Annotated in this window: 11 protein-coding genes; 4 read left to right on the top strand and 7 right to left on the bottom strand. The window is 70.2% G+C overall.

Annotation, left to right across the window (positions count from 1 at the left end; translation table 11 throughout):
* Positions 1 to 73: 73 nt before the first annotated feature.
* The 6 genes from DR046_RS04855 to DR046_RS04825 all read right to left on the bottom strand — a co-directional run bounded on the left by DR046_RS04855 (position 74) and on the right by DR046_RS04825 (position 12,274).
* Positions 74 to 2,653 carry a calcium-binding protein gene (locus DR046_RS04855; RefSeq protein ID WP_115380557.1) on the bottom strand — a complete coding sequence of 860 codons (2,580 nt, stop codon included), beginning with the start codon at positions 2,651 to 2,653 and terminating at the stop codon, positions 74 to 76.
* A 130-nt stretch (positions 2,654 to 2,783) separates the two neighbouring features.
* Positions 2,784 to 3,920 carry a calcium-binding protein gene (locus DR046_RS04850; protein WP_115380555.1) on the bottom strand — a complete coding sequence of 379 codons (1,137 nt, stop codon included), beginning with the start codon at positions 3,918 to 3,920 and terminating at the stop codon, positions 2,784 to 2,786.
* 36 nt (positions 3,921 to 3,956) lie between these two features.
* The gene (locus tag DR046_RS23515) at positions 3,957 to 5,498 is read right to left on the bottom strand and encodes a calcium-binding protein (protein ID WP_167766896.1); all 1,542 of its coding nucleotides are present in this window, start codon (positions 5,496 to 5,498) and stop codon (positions 3,957 to 3,959) included.
* Between the two features lie 110 nt (positions 5,499 to 5,608).
* Positions 5,609 to 7,195 (bottom strand): calcium-binding protein, encoded by a 1,587-nt coding sequence (locus DR046_RS04835; protein ID WP_115380553.1) that lies wholly within the window; start codon positions 7,193 to 7,195, stop codon positions 5,609 to 5,611.
* A gap of 168 nt (positions 7,196 to 7,363) precedes the next feature.
* Positions 7,364 to 10,819: a DUF8508 domain-containing protein gene (locus tag DR046_RS04830; protein ID WP_115380551.1), complete on the bottom strand. Its 3,456-nt coding sequence runs from the start codon at positions 10,817 to 10,819 to the stop codon at positions 7,364 to 7,366.
* Positions 10,820 to 10,963: 144 nt separating this feature from the next.
* Positions 10,964 to 12,274 carry an aminotransferase family protein gene (locus DR046_RS04825; RefSeq protein ID WP_167766894.1) on the bottom strand — a complete coding sequence of 437 codons (1,311 nt, stop codon included), beginning with the start codon at positions 12,272 to 12,274 and terminating at the stop codon, positions 10,964 to 10,966.
* 89 nt (positions 12,275 to 12,363) lie between these two features.
* Between DR046_RS04825 and DR046_RS04815 the strand changes: the two genes are divergently transcribed.
* Complete coding sequence (locus DR046_RS04815) at positions 12,364 to 13,857, top strand: FAD-dependent oxidoreductase (protein ID WP_167766892.1); 1,494 nt, start codon at positions 12,364 to 12,366, stop codon at positions 13,855 to 13,857.
* Between the two features lie 207 nt (positions 13,858 to 14,064).
* Here DR046_RS04815 and DR046_RS04810 read toward each other — a convergent pair whose 3' ends face one another.
* A complete protein-coding gene (locus DR046_RS04810) occupies positions 14,065 to 14,310 on the bottom strand; it encodes an I78 family peptidase inhibitor (protein WP_167766890.1) in 246 nt (81 codons plus the stop codon).
* Positions 14,311 to 14,384: 74 nt separating this feature from the next.
* On the opposite strand from DR046_RS04810, the gene DR046_RS04805 reads away from it, so the two are divergent.
* The 3 genes from DR046_RS04805 (at position 14,385) to DR046_RS04795 (ending at position 18,204) form a co-directional block, all read left to right on the top strand.
* Positions 14,385 to 15,497, top strand: coding sequence for an S-(hydroxymethyl)glutathione dehydrogenase/class III alcohol dehydrogenase (locus DR046_RS04805; RefSeq protein WP_115380545.1), 1,113 nt, complete (start codon positions 14,385 to 14,387; stop codon positions 15,495 to 15,497).
* Positions 15,498 to 15,586: 89 nt separating this feature from the next.
* Positions 15,587 to 17,542, top strand: a complete 1,956-nt coding sequence (locus DR046_RS04800) for a calcium-binding protein (RefSeq protein ID WP_115380543.1) — start codon at positions 15,587 to 15,589, stop codon at positions 17,540 to 17,542.
* A gap of 179 nt (positions 17,543 to 17,721) precedes the next feature.
* On the top strand, positions 17,722 to 18,204 hold the full coding sequence (locus DR046_RS04795) for a hypothetical protein (protein WP_115380541.1): 483 nt from the start codon (positions 17,722 to 17,724) through the stop codon (positions 18,202 to 18,204).
* Positions 18,205 to 18,276 lie beyond the last annotated feature (72 nt).

The following is an 18,276-nucleotide window of genomic DNA, read 5'->3' as shown; positions in this document are numbered from 1 at the left end:
GCCGGCCGGCAGCGTCCGCGCGCGGACAGCCGCCGGGGCAAGGTGCCCTGCGGCTGCACGCGCGCGGGCCTCGTCAGAACAGCAGCACGTCGTCCAGCCCCAGCCGGGCGCCGCCTTCCAGCGTGGCCACCAACTCCCGGTCGCCGTCGCCGTCGATGTCGAGGCGCAGCTCCCCGGTGCGGAAGTTGTAGCCGACGGCGCCGCTGTCGCGGACGTCGCGGAAGACCTCGCGCGTCAGCTCGCGGATGTCGATGCCGCGTTCGCCAAGCCCCAGAAGCTGGTCGTCGATGGCGAGGCGATCCGCACCCCGTCCCCAGTCGGTGATCAGGACGTTCGGGTCCGTGCCCCGCTGCCCGGTCAGCACGAAGCTGTCGGCCCCGCCGCCGCCGGACATCGTGTCCTCGCCGCCGAAGCCGACGAGAATGTTGTCGCCCGCGTTCCCGCGCAGTTCCTCCGCGCCGCGGGTCCCGTCGAGGCGGATGTCGCGGGTGCCGGTCGCCGTCAGCCGCTCGATCCCCTCGCCCAGGGCGAAATCGCGCGAACTGCGAACCTCGTCGAAGCCCGCGTCGCCCGCGCGCTCGACCACGACATCGCCCGAGTCGACGATATAGAGATCGCTGCCCGCGCCGCCTTCCAGCGTGTCGTCGCCCGCGCCGCCGTCCAGCGTGTCGTCGCCGTCCTCACCGATCAGCAGGTCGTTGCCGCCACGGCCCTCCAGCCGGTCGTTGCCGCCGCGGCCGCGCAGGTCGTTGAAGGTGTCGCTGCCCCGGATCACGTCGTCCACGTTGGTGCCGCGCACCCCGTCGACCTCGATCAGCACGTCGACATCGCCGAAGCCGTCCCGCCCGGTCCCCGCGGCCAGGTCGACGTCGATCCCGCCCGTGCCGCCGTCGCGGATGTCGTCGGAGTAATCGGCCGTCTCGACGCCGAACAGCGTGCCGTCCGCGCGGGCGACCAGCGCCGCGCCCTCGATGCGGTCGGCCCCGGCATAGCCCCGAAACGACGCGAATTCTTGGTTCGCGGTGCCGATGAAGCGGTCGGCCAGCGCGGTTCCCCGCACGCTTTCGATCCCCGAGAAGCTGTCGCGGTCGCCGAAGGTGTCGATGGCGACGCCCGTCCCCATGTTCACCGTCACGGCACGGACGTTGTCGTTGGTGAACCGCTCGGCGCGGTAGTCGAGGATGTCGAAGCCGTTCGCGCCGCCCGCGATCGTGTCGTTGCCGGCATCCCCGCGGAAGCCCTCGAAGCGGAAGGTTCCGGCGGCCTCGTCGAGGCTGGTGATGCGGTCGTCGTCCGCGCTGCCGATGAAGAAATGCGTGAAGCTGAACCTGTCATCGACCCGCCCGTCGCCGGAGCGGGCCGTTCCCGTTCCCTCGGCGCCGACCTCGATCACCATGCCGCCGACGCCGCCGAGATCTTCGTAGCTCAGGTCGTGGCCCTCGCCGGTTTCCCACAGGCGCTGGCTGCCGATGATCCTGTCGCGGCCGAGCCCCGGCATGATGAAGCCGCCGAAGCCCCCGGTCATCTCGGTCAGGTCGATGCGGTCGTTGCCGTCGCCGCCGCCGATGTTGTCGCTGCCGCTGCCCGAGATCAGCGTGTCGTCCCCGTCGTCGCCGCGCAGCCGGTTGGCGGTGCCGCCGCCCGCGACGAGCCGGTCGTCGCCGTCGCCGCCGACCAGCTCGTCATTGCCGCCGCGGCCCTCCAGCGTATCGTTGCCGCCGTTCCCTTCCAGGTAGTTCGCGCCGTCGTCGCCGCGCAGCACGTCGCCGGCCGCGTCGGAGCCGATGACCTGCTCCACGTCGTTCAGCGTCAGGGTGTAGGCTTGGCCCTCCCAACGGGCGGTGGCGGTGCCCTGCTCGAGGTCGACGACGGCATCGCTGACCGCCCGTGCCCGCAGCGACAGGCTTGTGATCGCCCGGCCGCCGCCGTCGACCGTGTCGTCGCCGCCGCGCCAGACCCATTCCTCCAGCCGGCCGTTGCCGCCGACGAACAGGTCGTCGGTCTCGCCGGCCTGCACCTGCAGGCGACGGGGATCGCCTTCAAAGATGAGCCGGTCGATTCCGCCCGTGCCGCTGTCGATCCGGGCCGTCAGCAGGTTGACGGCGACGCCGTCCGGGCCGTTGTCGAAGACGCCCAGCCGGATGGTGCCCTCGCCGCCGACCAGGGTCACGGTGTCGTTGCCGTCCCCGACATCGACATGGATGTAGCTGCTGCGATCCGTCGCCTGGAGCCGGTAGGTGTCGGCCTGCGCCGAGCCGCCGAAGTACAGGCCGAACTCCCGCGCGAGCCGGCCGAAGCCGAGATAGCTGTCGACGGAGCCATCTCCCTCGATCACGCGGGCGAAATCCCCGCCCTCGTCCAGAACGACGTCCAGCGCCGTCGGGGCATCGAGATAGAAAAGCTCCGCGAAGCTGGTGATGCCGCGCAGGTCGACGCGGTCGGAGCCGGTCCCGGGATCGAGCCGCTCGATCCCGTTGCCGCTCGGCCCGGAAACCAGCGTGTCGTTGCCCGAGCCGCCGAACAGGCTGTCGCTGCCGCCCTGGCCGAAGAGCTCGTCATCCCCCGCGCGACCCTCGATGCGGTCATCCTGCGGCGTGCCGTCCAGGCGTGCGCCGCCGCGGTCGTCGTTCGGCGTTCCAATAATCTCGGCCATGCTGAGCCCTCCCTAACTGCAATGGGGCCAGCATACCGACTTCCCAAAGCCGCTCAACGTTTTCCGAGCCCTGAACTTTTCCCTCCGCCAGGGACTCGCCCGCTTGGCCGGGCGGTCCCCTGCGGTGCGCTCAGAACAGCAGCACGTCGTCCAGCCCCAGCCGCGCGCCGCCCTCAAGCGTGGCGACCAGCTCCCGGTCGCCATCGCCATCGATGTCGATCCGGAGCTCTCCGGTGCGGCCATTGTAGCCCACGGCACCGCTGTCGCGGAGGTCGCGGAAGACCTCCGCCGTCAGTTCGCGGATGTCGATCCCCCGGGCGCCGATCCCGAGCAGCTGGTCGTCGACCGCGATGCGGTCGCCCTCGCTGAAATCCGTCACCCTGACGTCCGATCCGCCGGGACGGGCGATGACGAAGGTATCGTTGCCCGCGCCACCGGTCATCGTGTCCGAGCCGCCGAAGCCCACGAGGATGTTGTTCCCCGCGTTGCCGGTCAGGACGTTGTCGCCGCCGTTGCCGTCGAGCCGGATGTTCGCCCCGCCGGACCCGGTCAGGTTCTCGACGCCCTCGGGCAGGGCGAACCTGACCGAACTCGTGACCGTGTCGACGCCCGCGTCCGCGGCCACCTCCTCGACCCGGTCGCGGAGGTCATCCACCACGTAGCTGTCGTTCCCGGCGCCGCCCTGCACGAGGTCGGCCCCCAAGCCGCCATCAAGCGAGTCGTCGCCGGCATTCCCGACAAGCAGGTCGTCCCCGGTCTCGCCCAGCAGCGTGTCGTTGCCCGCGAGGCCGTCGACGGTATCGTTGCCGCCCCGCGCCTCGATCAGGTCGTCCCCGTCGGTGCCGAATATCGGCAATCCCTGCTCGTCGCCGATGATCACCGAGGGAGGGGCCGCCTCCACGACGACCGTGTAGACGTCGGTGCCGCTCGCGCGCCCGGCCACGTCGATGAAGAACAGCCCGCTGGCGCTGGGCGTGAATTCCAGCTCGGTGCTGCCCGCCACGGCGAAGGCCGAGCCCGGCAGGAAGGTGTTCGGCTGCGTGACCGACAGGACGAGGCGCGGCCCCGCCGGTCCGTTCAGCGTGATGGTGTAGTCCGTCCCGCCGACCAGCTCGACCCCGATCTTGTCGCGGTCGTTGGCCGGGGCGCCGCTGGCATCGACCAGCTCGAACCGGCCCGTGAAGATCTCGCCGACGGCCAGGCGGGCGGTCGAGTCGAAGCCGTCGGAAATGTCGTCCTCGGCAGTCTGGGGAAGTTTGATGGACATCTGGAAAACCTCTTTTCTGTCAATGGAGTTGATCGCTCAGAACAGGAGCACGTCGTCGAAGCCGAGCGCGGTGCCGCCTTCCAGCACCGCCACCAGCTCCCGGTCGCCGTCGCCGTCGATGTCGAGCCGCAGCTCGCCGGTGCGGGCGTTGTAGCCGACCGCGCCGGAGTCGCGGACCTCGCGGAAGACCGCGCCGGTCAGCTCGCGCACGTCGACCCCGCGGGCGCCGATCCCCAGAAGCTGGTCGTCGATGGCCAGCCGGTCCTCGCCGCGGGTGAAGTCCGTGACGGTCAGGCGCAGCGGGTTGAAGTCGAAGGTGTCGAGCAGCGGGTCGCCCGTGCTGTTGAGCGCGAAGACGTCCCGCCCCGCCCCGCCGGTCATCGTGTCCTCTCCGCCGAAGCTGACCAGGATGTTGGCGCCGGCATTGCCGACCAATTCCTGATCGCCGCGGTTGCCGTCGAGCCTCAGGTTGCCGCGGCCGGTCGCCTGCAGCCGGTCCACCTCGTCGCCGCGCAGGGCGTAATCGACCGAGGTCAGCGCGATGTCGAAGCCCTCGTCACCGGTGTCGACGATGACGTCGCCGGCGTTGTCGATGACGTAGGTATCGCTGCCCTCGCCGCCGAGCATCCGGTCGGCGCCCGCGTTGCCGTTGATCGTGTCGTCGCCGTCGCCGCCGGTGATCGTGTCGTCGCCCGTCCCGCCGAACAGCGTGTCGTTCCCGGCCAGCCCGTCGATGGTGTCGTTCCCGCCGCGCCCGTCGATCCGGTCGGCCGCCGCCGTGCCGGTCAGGGTCCGCCCGGTGTCGTCGTCGACGAGGTCCAAGCCCTGCGGTTCGCTGACCGTCAGCGTGTAGGCCGAGACGCCGCCCTGGCTCTGGGTGACGTCGACGAAGTAGAGCCCGTCCGCCTCGGGCGTGAAGTCGATGGTCGCGGTGCCGTTCTGGAAGAACCCGGTCTCGAAGGCAAAGACCCCCTCCTGCCGGATCAGCACGCTCTGGTTCGCATCGTCCGGCTGCGCGCCCTCCAGCGCGACGGTGATGGTGTAGTCCGTCCCGGCCTCGAGCTCGACGCCGATCAGGTCGGTGTCCCCGTTGCTGCCCCGGGCGGCGTTCTCGATGCCGAGCACGCTGCGGAACTCGCCGCCGACGGCGACCCGCGCGACGCTGTCGAAGCCGCTCGACACCTCGCGCTCCAGCGTGGCGGTGTATTCGCCGCTATAGCCGTTCCAGCGCAGGTCCGAGAAGGCCAGCGCGCCGTCCCCGGCGCTGACGTTGAAGACGTCGGCATTGGGCTCGTTGTTCAGGACCGACACCCCGGTGAAGCCGACCTGCCCGTCGATGACCTGCGCGCGCGTCAGGTTCTCGTAGCGGAAGCCGAAGCCGGTCTCGGGCTCGGTCTGGCGCAGCTGGACGACGTAGGACCAGCCGGGCTCCACCCGCATCCCGAAATAGTCGACGTCGGAACTGCCGCTGTCGAGCCGGCCGACGAAGGTGTCGCCGAGCGAGATGACATATTGCGGAACGGGGTTGGCCGATCCGCTCAGATTGGCGGCGTCGGCGGTCTCTCGAATGATGGCCATGGGAACTCCTCGGGTCAAAATACGCGTCGGCGGGCCTGCGCCGTCCACCGACAGGGGCGATCATGCCTTTCTTTGGCCACAATCCAAAGCGGGGTTGCGGCCTGCCGGGATCAGAACAGCAGCACGTCGTCGAGACCGAGCCGCGCGCCGCCCTCGATGGTCGCGACCAGCTCCCGGTCGCCGTCGCCGTCGATGTCGAGCCGCAGTTCGCCGGTGCGGGCATTGTAGCCGACGGCGCCCGACTCGCGGACGTCGCGGAAGACGCTGGCGGTCAACTCGCGGATGTCGATGCCGCGCGCGCCGATGCCCAGAAGCTGGTCGTCGATGGCCAGCCGGTCGCCGCCGGTGCCCCAGTCGGTGATCGTCACGTTCGGGGACGGGCCGGTCAGGACGAAGGCGTCGTTCCCGGCCCCGCCGGTCATCGTGTCCTCGCCGCCGAAGCCCACGAGGATGTTGGCGCCCGCGTTGCCGATCAGCTCATGCGCGGAAGCGTCGCTTTCGAGCCGGACATTGCCGCGGCCCGTCGCCTGCAGCACCTCGACCCCGCCGCCGCTCAGCGCGTAGTCGACCGGGGTCAGCACCCGGTCCACCTCGCCCGCGGGGCCGGTGTCGGCGACCGTGTCGCGCCGGTTGTCGACCACATAGGTGTCGTTGCCCGCGCCGCCGTCCATCCGGTCGGCGCCCGCGTTGCCATTGATCGTATCGTCGCCGTCGCCGCCCGTGAGCGTGTCGTCCCCGGTGCCCCCGAAGATCGTGTCGTTCCCGGCACCCCCATCGATCGAGTCGCGATCCGCCCCGCCGTCCAGCCGGTCGTCCCCGCCGTCCCCGGTGATCGTGTCCTCGCCGCCATTGCCGAGGATCGTGTCGTTGCCCGGACCGCCGGTCAGCAGGTTGCCCTGGTCGTTGTCGTCGATCGAGACGGCCGGCACGTCGACCAGGAAGGTATAGGCCCCGGTCTCGGAGCCGGTCAGCCCGGCGATCTCGGCGATGTAGCGGCCGCTTTCCTCCGGGGTGAAGGTGACCTCGGCCCGCCCGTCGCCGCGCGTGTCGTCGCTTCCGAACTCCTGGCTGGAGCCGCGCTCGCCGATGGAAACCGACAGGTTCGCACCGGTCAGCGAGATGGAATAGGTGACCCCGGCCTCGGCCTCGAAGCCGATGGAATCGACATCCGCCGACGAGATGTCGAATTGCCGGTCCACGGCCGCGTAGTCGATGGCGCTGGTCAGCGGGGTGCCGATCCGTGCCGTGGTGTCGGTGCTGGAGCTGCGGCCGATCTCTTCGAGCAGGGTCACGGAATAGCGGCCGTCTCCGCCCAGCGCCCCGAGGCCCTTCACCTCGATCTGCCAGATCCCCTCCTGATAGATCGGGTTCCGGGGATTGGTCGGATTGGGAGCGGCGATGAGCCGTGTCGGTTCCAGCCGGTCGGTATAGGCGCTGTCGAAGACGAAGGTCGTCAGATCCTGATCGCCGTCCCAGGCCCGCATCTGGACGCCGGTGGTGCCGGCGGTGGCGGCCGGCTGAAGCGTGAAGACGTAGTCGCTGCCGGCCTGCAGGTCGGCGGTGAAGACGTCGCTGTCGTTGAACGGGGTCAGCCGCCCCTCGAACCGGTCGCCGGGGGCGAGCGCATAGGGCGTGGAGGCGGGAAGCCTGTCGTTCTGCACGCCCGGGGCGTCGGTGGTTTCCTGGATGATGGCCATGGCAATGTCCTCGCTCGAAATGAACGCGCGCGGCGGTCGCCGCGCCTACATGCCTTCCACCCTGCCCAGGTTTTGCCACATTTCAAGAAAATTGCCCGCAAGGCGCCGGGCACGAAAAGGCCCGCGCCACCCCTTCGGGCGGCGCGGGCCGGTCTCAGACGCGCGATGTCAGGCCAGCAGCGTGCCGTCCTCGAGGACGAGGCGGTCGAAGGCCACGCCGTCCAGCGTGAAGGCCGTGTCGTCCACCGCGGCGATGCGCACCGCGTCGAAGGCCATGCCGTCGAGGCCGGCATTCACCAGCCCGTCCGTGATCTCGTAGGTCCTGGTATCCAGCTTCGTGCGGCCGTCGAAGAACTCGATCTCCACCTCGCCGTCGCCCGACACGGTGCCGAAGTCGAACTCCACCTCCAGCGCGTCGCCGAGTTCCTTGCCGAGGACGCGGAAGCCCAGCTTCTCGTCGCCGTTGACCGAGTCCGCCTTGCCGATCTGCAGCGGCTCGTCCCGCGAGAAGACGCCCATCTCCCCGTCGAGGAAGATGATCTTCTCGGAGCCGGGGCCCCGCGCGCCCTCGGCCCGCATCCCGAAGCCCGCGTCGTCGAAGATCTGGATCGGGCGCAGAAGGCCGAGATTGTCGGTATCGACCACCTCGCCGTCGATGCTCTCGACGACACTCGACTTGAGGCGCCCACGCTCCTCCAGGTCGATCGCGACCTCGACCGTCGCGGGCCCGGTCTCGCCGATGGTCAGCTGCGCGACCAGCGGATCGTGGTCGCTGGCCTGGCTCGGCGTCTCGGCGAACTCCGAGTTGACATGGACCGCGTCGAACTGCGCGCCCCCGGCCAGGGCACCCGAGACGAGGATGTGGTCGAGGCTCTGGCTGTTGCCCTGGAAGTTGAAGGAATAGCGCTCGTTCGCATCGAGCGTGTTGGTCAGGTTGGTCAGCCCGGCCTCTTCGAGGTTGGTCAGGGGCGAGACGAACTCGAACTCGTTGAGATCGCCCAGCACGACGACATTCGCGTCGGCATCCGCGTCCAGCACGCCCTCGACGAAGCCCGCTACGGCCTCCGACTGGACCCGCCGCTCGTCCAGCGAGCCGTTGACCTCCACGTCCTCCTGCCGGTCGGCGAAGTTCTGCTCCACGCCGAAGATCGGCGCGCTGCCGCCCTTGGACGAGAAGTGGTTGTTCACCACCGTAACCTCTTCGCCGTTGAACCCGAAGGTCGCGACCAGCGGCAGGCGTCCGCCCTCGAAGGCGCCGCCCTCGTCCTGCGACCCGATGGTCCGGACCGATCCCTCGATCAGGTCGACCCGCGCCGTGTTGTAGAGGAAGCCGGTGCGGATGTTGCCGCCGGGCTGCCCGCCCGAGGCGAGGTCCTCGATGAAGGTGTTGTCGATGAAGGCGTAGGTCGAGCTGTCGTTCATCTCGCCGTCATCGGCCAGGTCGATGGCGTCGATCAGCGTCTCGAAGGTCTCGGAGGCCGACACGACCCCGTCGCCGGTCTCGCCGCCGGTATTGTCCTGGATCTCCTGCAGGCCGATGATGTCCGGCGTGCCGAGGTTGTTCACGATCTGCTCGGCGATGGCGGCGAAGCGGCCGTCCCCGATGTCGTCGTCGACGTTGCGGGCCTCGCCGTTGTTGGTCAGCGCCTGCTCCTCCACCACGGGGTCGAGGTTCAGCACGTTGTAGCTCGCGACCGTCAGCTGGTTCTCGCCGGCGGCAAGCTCCGTGACCTCGGGCTCGAGCTCGGACCCGGCCAGCACGACGACCTGCTCGGTCGGGGCGATCTCGTAGTTGCCGAAGTTGTAGGTGACCACGCCGACCACGTCGTCGAACATCGCGCCGGTGCTGACCTGCACCTCCGGGAGGCCGAAGTCCCAGTCGATCTGGACCTTCTCGGGGTTGAAGTCGTCGGGCGAGATGTTGAGCGTCCCGCGACCCGACAGGCCGGTGGCCCCGTCGCCGCCGTCGAGCACGGTGAAGACCTCGCCGAAGCCGTTCGTGCCCGAGACCGCGACCGGCTGGACCGCCGTCACCAGCATGCCCTCCAGGCTCTCCCAGAAGTCGATGCCGTCTGCGGTGGGGTCGAACGAGGCGAAGGCGTCGTCGTCGATGTCCTCGGTCGGCAGCACGCGGCCCGTCGCGCCCAGCAGGGTCGAGGCGGGCAGGGCATTGCCCGACGACAGGACCGTGATCTCGGGGTTGCCGCCCAGCTGCGTCGTGCTCAGGTTCCCGGTGCCCGCGCCGCCCGGGTAGAACTCGGACACGGTGCCGGTCACGTCCAGCGCGTCGCCCACGGCGACGGTGGGCGTGCTGCCGGTGAAGACGAAGATCGCGTCGGAGGTGGCGATGTCGCCGTCACCTTCCGCGTCCTGCAGGTAGAACCCGTTCGAGTCGACCGCCGTGACGATGCCGCCGGTGGTCACGCGCGGCCCGCTGCCGCCGCCGGTGGTCGGGTCGAGCGGCGTGTCCGAGACGAGGCCCGAGACATGGCCCGCGCCCTGGATCTCCATGATGGTTACACGCGGCGCGGGCTCGGACGGGGTATTCGTCGCGCCCGGCGTGTCGCCGGACTGGTCGCCGAAGGGCAGCGGGGCGAAGTCGCCGGTGCCGTCTTCCTCGCGCGCGGCCCCCGCGGCGGGGAAATTGCCGTCGCCGGGGATCACGGTTTCGGAATAGCTGAAGTCCGGCCGGTCGTCGCCGTCCACGCCCGACAGGTCCGCCAGTACCGCGTCCCACGGCGTCACGTCCGGCGTTCCGTCGTTGTCGGTGTCGAGATCGTCGCCCGCCGCGCCGGTGAAGCCCTCCACCACGACGAAGGTCTGCGGCGAGCCGAAGAAGTTGAGCCCCTCGACGCCCACGTCGCCCGCGCCCAGCGCCGGGTTCGCGTCGTTGGCGATCAGGACGAAGCCGTCCTCGTCGGCCACGGCGCCGCTGAGGTCGATTGCGTCGTCGATCTGGCCCGGCTCGAACTCGCCCGAGATGGCGAGCAGGGTCAGCCCCTCGAGGCTGGCGCCCGGCGTCGTGACGAGCTCGACGAAGTTCGAGGTGTCGTCCGCGTCGCCCGGGGCGGAGATGCGGTATTCGTTGATCGCGACGCTGGGCGCGGGGGCCTCACCCGGCATCGGGAAGGGCTGCGGCGCCGAGGCGTTGGTGGCCACGCCGTCGAGCGCGTTGATGCCGCTGAAGGTCCAGTCGGCCGGGTCGAAAGTCGTCGAGGGCGCCGCCTCGGGCGCGCGCGAGGCCCAGCCGTCGGTATATTCCCAGACCTCGCCGGAGCCGACCGTGCCCACCGCGCCGAAGACGTCGACCACGGCGCCGTTCTCGAACAGCTCGATGGCGTCGTCGCCGTTGTTGTTGGCGACGCCGTCGATGGCATTGGGCGCAAAGCCGAAGAAGGCCTCGAACTGGTCGGCCTCGGACGCGACATAGAGGGTCGTGCCCGCCGCGGCCGGACCCGCCGGGAAGGAGAACTCGATCGCGCCGCCGGCCGCGCCGTTGTTGGGCGAGCCCAGCGCATAGATCGACAGGTCGGCGATGTCGTCCTTGACGAAGAGCTGGATCGCCTTCGGCAGACCGCCGGTCAGGCCGCCGTCGATGACGCCCGTGATGACGAGATTGGACATAGGTTTCTCCCCGTTGTTTGCAGGATCCGCGCCTCTGGCGGGCGCGGTCCGGTCAGCTTCCGGTCTCGGGGCCTAAGGCGCAAGTACAACAGCCTCATGTCGCTGCGTCACGCGGAGCTCCGCCGGCGCGCCCGCGGGCGGGGATCAGCCCGCCGCCGCGACCATGACGGCGCAGATCTCGTCCACGTCCTCGGGCGTTGCGACATAGGGCGGGCAGACCGCCAGCGTCGTGCCGATATGGCGGAAGAACACGCCGCGCGCCTCGGCCCGCGCGGCCACCTCGGCGCCGGTCTCGGGCGTGTCGAACTGCACGGCGGCGACGAAGCCGACATGCCGGACCTCGCGGACATGCGGGTGCTGGCGCAGCGGCGCGAGCCCGGCGGCCAGCCGCTCGCCCAGCTCGGCCACGCGCGCCTCCAGCCCCATCTCCTCGTAGATGGCCAGCGTCTCCAGCGCGACGGCGGCGCCGACGGGATGGCCGCCATAGGTCAGCCCGTGGCCCAGCAGGCCGAAGCCATGCGCCCGGTCCGCGATGTCCTCGCGCACCGCGCCGGTCATCGCCACCGCCGACAGCGGGAAGACCGCGCCGGTCAGCTGCTTGGCCAGCGTCATGAAGTCCGGCTCGATGCCGTAGGTCTCGCAGCCGAACCAGCGCCCGGTGCGCCCGAAGCCGGTGATGACCTCGTCCGCGATCAGCAGGATGCCGTGCCGCTTCAGCACCTCCTGCACGCCGGCCCAGTAGCCCTCGGGCGGGATCAGCACGCCGCCGGCGCCCTGCACCGGCTCGCCGATCATGGCGGCGATGGTCTCCGGACCCTCGGCCAGGATCGTCTCTTCCAGCTCGGCCACGAGGCGGTCGGCGAAGGCGCGCTCGCTCTCGCCCGGCCGGGCCTCGTCGACCCAGTGCGGACGGCCGACGCGGATGACGTCGGGCTGCGGCAGGTGCCAGCCGTCATGGACGTATTGCAGCCCGGTCAGCGCGGCGCTCATGCTGCCGGAGCCGTGATAGGCCCCGGTCCGGGCGATGATCCGCACCCGCCCCTCATGGCCCCGCGCCGCCTGGGCATAGCGGGCGAGCTTGACCGCCAGCTCCACCGCGTCCGAGCCGCCGGTGCCGTAGGCCAGATGCTCCAGCGCCCCGGGCAGGCGGGCCGACAGCACCTCGGAAAGGCGCGCGGTCACGTCGGTCGTGCGGCCCTTGAAGGAATGGTAGTAGGCCAGCTTCTCCATCTGCGCGGTCGCCGCGCGGGCGAGCCGTTCCGGCGCGAAGCCCAGCGACGCGCACCAGAGGCCCGCGACCGCGTCGATGAAGACGTTCCCTTCGGAGTCCGTGACGCGGATGCCGTCGCCCGAGACGATCTCGCGCGGGGGGGTCGCCTCGGCGGTGCGGGGATCGGTGAAGGGGTGCAGATGCGCGTTCATGGCCAGGGCCTCCGGATGCAGGATTGCGGTCATACCTGCACGCCCGGCGCCGGGCCGCAATGGGGCGCAAGGCGTTGATCCGGCCGCGCCGCGCGCCATCTTGCCCGGGCGGAGGTTTTTCCATGCCGCGTATCACACTGCAACTGAGCGAGATTCCCGAAGGCACGCCGTTCCAGCCCGAGGGCGTCGACGCGATCCTGATCCGGGACGGGTCCGAGGTCGCGGCCTTCCCCCCGATCTGCCCGCATCTGGGCCTGCCGCTGGCCAAGGGCGTGGTCCGGGACGGCACGCTGATCTGCGCCTTCCACCACGCCTGCTTCGACGCCCGCACCGGGCGCCAGACCCAGCCGCCGGGGCAGGGCGACCTGCGCCGCCACCCGGTCACGGTCGAGGGCGAGACGGTGACGGTCGAGATCGAGGACGGCACGCCGCACCCCCTGCGGGCGCATGCGAAGAAGGGCGCCGACCCGCGCCGCGTCGTCCTCGTCGGCGCCGGGGCGGCGGCCGAGTCCTGCGCGATGGCGCTGCGCGAGGAAGGGTTCGAGGGCACGATCGAGATGATCGCCCCGGGCGCGCCGCTCCCCTATGACCGGACGATGCTGTCGAAGGGCGTGCTGGCCGGAGGCAAGTCCCTGGACGAGTTGGCGCTGCTGCCCGGAGACGTCTGGGCTGAGCGCGACATCGCCCGGATCGACGGGCGCGTGACGCGGGTCTCGGCGGGCCGGGTGCATCTGGCCGATGGCAGGGAGCATGCCTTCGACGCGCTGCTGCTCGCCCCCGGCGGTATCCCGACGCGGCCCGACCTGCCGGGCGCCGACCTGCCCGGCACCCATGTCCTGCGGGAGCCTGCGGATGCCGAGGCGATCCTCGCCGCGGCCGAGGGCGCATCCTCGGCCGTGCTGGTCGGCGGCGGCTTCATCGGGCTGGAAGGCGCGCTGTCGCTCGCCAAGCGCGGGCTCACGGTGACGGTCGTGCTGCGCGAGGACGTGCCGCTGTCCCGCGTGGTCGGCCCCAAGGTCGGCGGCGCGATCCGCGTCGAGACCGAGGTGAAGGGCGTCCGCTTCGTCACGGGCTCGGTGGCCGGGGTCACCGGCGAGGGGCGGGCGACGGGGCTGCGCATGGAAGACGGGCAGGAGGTCGCGGGCGATCTCGTGATCCTCGCCACCGGCGTCCGGCCCGCGACCGGTGCCATCGAGGGGGCGCCGACCGACGAGGATGGCGGCGTCACCGTCGCGGACGACCTGTCCGTGCCCGATCTGCCGGGCGTCTTCGTCGCGGGCGACTGCGCCCGGGCGCCCACCCCCTTCGGCCCGGCCCGGATCGAGCATTGGCGCGTCGCCATGCAGCACGGCCGGCGTGCGGCGCGGTCGATGCTGGGCATCCAGAGCGGCCCGGACATCCCGTTCTTCTGGACCGCGCTGGCGCGGCAATACCGCTATGTCGGCCACGCCTCGGACTGGGACCGGATCGCGTTTGACGGCGACCCCTCCGGCCCCTTCGTCGCGCGCTACGTCAAGGACGGACGCGTCATGGCCGCGCTGGGCGCCGGGCGCGACGCCGATCTCGCCGCCCTGCACCTGGAGATGGCGGCGGCCGGCGGCCCCATCCCCGCCTGACGCGCCCAGGCCCGGAGGCCGGGGGACGCCCCCCGGACCCCCGGCCGCGAGGGTGGTGCGCCCATCGAGACGGCCCCCCTGCGGCCCCGTCGGATGCCTCCGGCGGGAGTATTTCCGGCCACAGGAAAAGGGCGCCACGTCCGACGCGCGTCACCCGCCGGTCCGACGCGGATCACCCGTGGTTTCGGACAAGAATTTCTTGACCGGTCAGCCGCAATAGAGACGCTGGATCTCGCCGTCCTCGTCGATCTCGATATTCAGCCGGGTCGGGACGAAATCCATCGTCACCGCCGTATCGGGCCCGATCACCCGGTCGTTGAGCGACGCGGGCAGGCTGACGGCGGCGATGTTCGCGCCCACGAGCGAGCGGTACTGCTCCGCTCCGCAAGGGTCCTCCTCCTCCATGACGCAGGCCGACAAGGCCAGCACTCCGGTCACCAAAATCCAGCGCATCGCGATCCTCCGTCGTTGCATTCGCCTCCTGCCTCGCCCACCCTCGCCATGCAATAACATCGGAAGGATACGTCATGCGCACCCGGGCCGCCGTCGCCGTCGAAGCTGGAAAACCCCTTGAAATCATGGAGGTGAACCTCGACGGGCCGAAGGCGGGCGAGGTGCTGGTCGAGATGAGGGCCACGGGCATCTGCCATACCGACGAGTTCACCCTGTCGGGCGCCGACCCCGAGGGGCTGTTCCCCGCGATCCTCGGGCACGAGGGCGCGGGCGTCGTGGTCGATGTCGGACCCGGCGTCACCTCGCTGAAGAAGGGCGACCACGTCATCCCGCTCTACACGCCCGAGTGCCGGGAATGCGAGTACTGCCTGAACCCGAAGACCAACCTCTGCCAGGCGATCCGCACGACCCAGGGACAGGGGCTGATGCCCGACGGCACCTCGCGCTTCTCGACGCTCGATGGCGACCCGATCCTGCATTACATGGGCTGCTCGACCTTCGCACAGCACACCGTCCTGCCCGAGATCGCGCTGGCCAAGGTCCGCTCCGACGCGCCGTTCGAGAAGATCTGCTATATCGGCTGCGGCGTCACGACCGGCATCGGCGCCGTCATCAACACCGCCAAGGTCGAGATCGGCTCCCGCGCGATCGTCTTCGGGCTGGGCGGCATCGGGCTCAACGTCATCCAGGGGTTGCGGCTGGCGGGGGCGGACCAGATCGTCGGCGTCGACCTGAACCCCGACAAGAGGGTGATGGCCGAGCGCTTCGGCATGACCGACTTCGTCAACCCGAAGGAGGTCGACGGCGATCTCGTGGCCCATCTGGTCGCGCTGACGAAGGGCGGCGCGGACTATACCTTCGACGCGACGGGCAACGTGGGCGTCATGCGCACCGCGCTGGAGAGCGCGCACAAGGGCTGGGGCGAGAGCGTCATCATCGGCGTCGCCCCCGCCGGGGCCGAGATCTCGACGCGGCCCTTCCAGCTCGTCACCGGCCGGGTCTGGCGCGGCACCGCCTTCGGCGGGGCGCGGGGGCGGACGGACGTGCCGAAGATCGTCGACTGGTACATGGACGGCAAGATCGAGATCGACCCGATGATCACCCACACGCTGACGCTGGACGACATCAACAAGGGTTTCGACCTGATGCATGCGGGTGAGAGCATCCGGTCGGTCATCGTCTACTGAGCGTGCGCCCGGAAAAGTCTTGACCGGCCGGGCCATTCGCTCGCCACTGAACCCGCATTTGAATTTCCGGGTTCAGGAGGGACGATTTCATGGCAGTGACATTTCTGACCGAGGCGGAGGAGCTTGTCGGTCTCGGCAATCTCGCCCGGGGCGAGGCATCCCGTGTCGCGGAGCTCGAAAGCGGCCAACTGGTCGTCGTGACGGAATCGCGCGTCGCCGGCCTGAACGGCATCTACGCGCAGATCTTCAATTCCGACGGGACGACCGAGGGCGAGCTGTTCCGGGTCCACAACGACGAGCGTCCGAACCTGCTCAGCGATCCTGTCGTGACGGGCCTCGCCGATGGCGGCTTCGTCGTCGCCTGGCAGCGCGACGAGGATACCGGCGGCAACGATATCGACCTCTACTTCAAGGTCTATGACGACAGGTTCGCGGCGGCATCAGGCGTTCAGCGGCTCCATGCGGCCAACGAGTCCAACGATTTCAACCTCACCCTGACCGCTGCGGGCGACGGCTTCGCCGCCGCCTGGCGATCCGAGGACGACTTCGGATCGGATCGGATCGATCTCGGCGTGCTGTCGCGCTTCTTCGGCGCGAATGCCCTGCCCGAGGACTCCGAGGCGTGGCTCAACGCCCAGCGGCAGGGCATCCAGCAGGACGCGACCGCGACGACGCTGGAGAACGGCACCGTCGTCTTCTTCTACACGACCGACGAGGGAGGGGCCCTCGATCTCGTCTACCAGCTTCGCGGACCGTCCGGGAACGTCATCGTTGGCGAGACGCGTCTGTCTACTCCTCCGTTCTACGAATCCGATCCGGAAGTCGCCGCGCTCGACGACAATCGATTCGTGGTGACCTTCAATTCAAATCCCACGGGAACCCGGGAAATCTACGCGCAGATCTTCGAGGTCGACAGGGTCGGGGCGGGAACGAGTGTCAACGAGGTTGGCGACCGGATCCTGGTGAACCTGCCCAGCGACAATTCCGTCTATGTGCCACAGATCGTCGGCACCGCAGGTGAAGGCTTCTTTGCAACCTGGATCGAGTCGGTGAGGGGGGCTCCGCTCGATGAACGCCATATGCTGATGGGCCGGTTCTTCGACGGAACCGGTGACCCGATCGGTGATCCCGAGCAGATCGCGCGTGGCTATTTCGGCTCGATTCTCGAGAACGACCTGGCCGAAAGCGACACCGGCGCGATCCTCGCCACCTGGAGCATGGACAGTGAGCCCGATCCCGACCTGATCGTCGTCGAAAGCCATGTCCGCCTGATCGAGGCCCCAGTCGAGGCGGCGGACCTGGACCAGCTGGTCCGCGGCGACGCGCAGCCCAACGAACTGGACGGGGGCGCGGGCAACGACACGGTGCTGGGCCTCGAGGGGCCGGACCTGCTGCGCGGGTTCGACGGCGACGACACGCTGGAAGGTGGGCCCGGTAATGACACGCTTGAGGGAGGCGCGGGCAACGACACGCTCGACGGCGGGTCCGGGCGCGACCGGATGGCGGGGGGCGCGGGCGACGACACCTACCGCGTCGACGACCGCCGCGACGCCGTGATCGAGGCGGCGGGCGAGGGCGTCGACGAGATCGTCTCCAGCGCCGCCGTCATCCTGGACGGCGATGCCGAGATCGAGCGCGTCACGCTGATCGGCGAGGCGAACGCGCGGGTGCAGGGCAACGCGACGGCGACCGAGATCACGGGCAACGCAGGCTCCAACATCCTGGCGGGCGGCGGCGGGGGCGACACGATCACCGGCGGGGCCGGCGTCGACTACTTCGTCCTGCAGGAGAAGGACGCCCCCGGCCTCACCTCCTTCACCGATTTCGACGATCTGGACGTGCTGGCACTCGACGACCGGTTCTTCGGGCTGGGCGACGGCCGCGTCGACGTCCGCGAGGTCGATCCGGGCGTCGCGGCCCGCGCGCTGGCGCGGGGCACCATCGAGTACGACCGCGCGAGCGGCGAGCTGACCATCCGCGGAGAATTGGTGGCGGACCTGGGTGACGGCACGCGGCTCGGGGTCGACGACGTGCTGCTGTTCTGAGCGCCTGCGCTGCACATGGCCGACCGCCGGCCCCGCGCCGGGGCGCGCATTCCGTTCCGGCGGAAGGAAGCGGCATGTCAGAGACCTAGTTCTGACCGGCCCCTGCTTCTGGCAGGGGGGATGGAAGCGATGGTGGCACCGGGTTCCCATCCTTTTGCCTCTCGGAGGGGCGGATCGCGGTGGTTCCGGGCGGAGGCGTCGCGCTGTTCGACGCCGAGGGCATGCGCCTCGGCAAGACGGTGCCGCCCAACCCGGAGCCGAACTTCTTGGTCGTCGATCGATCCGCTTTCGCGGGGCTCGCCGATAGCAGCTTCGCCATCGCCGGGGCGGCGCAGCCAGGCGGCATCTTCGAGGGCGACCTCTTCGAGGCGGAGGGGCAGGCCCTTGGTGAGGGACGCCTCCCCGACGAGATACAGAGCGGGGCGCAGGTGGCGTCCGCCCTGGCGGCGCCGGATGGCGGAGAGACCATGCTCTCCTGCCGCAGCTTCGAGATGGATCTCGATCCGGTGCCGGGGGACGCGGACCCGCACGACGGCCCGCCGGTGGGCGCACCGGGCCCGGACACGATCCGCGGAGGACCGCGCAGGTCCCGACCGGCTGGAGGCCGCCGCCGGAGACGACCTGCTGTGCGGCGAGCAGGCTGGCGGGCAAGGCCAAGCTGATCCGACCGCCCCGACGCGGCGCCGGACCGGCGGAAGCTGCTTGACCCGCCGCGCGCAGGCGGTGACGACGGG

Origin of the sequence: Jannaschia formosa, assembly GCF_003340555.1 — a bacterium.
In the GTDB taxonomy this organism is placed as follows: domain Bacteria; phylum Pseudomonadota; class Alphaproteobacteria; order Rhodobacterales; family Rhodobacteraceae; genus Jannaschia; species Jannaschia formosa.
Note: the sequence above shows the minus strand (reverse complement) of the source record. Positions and strands in the feature narration are given on the sequence as shown.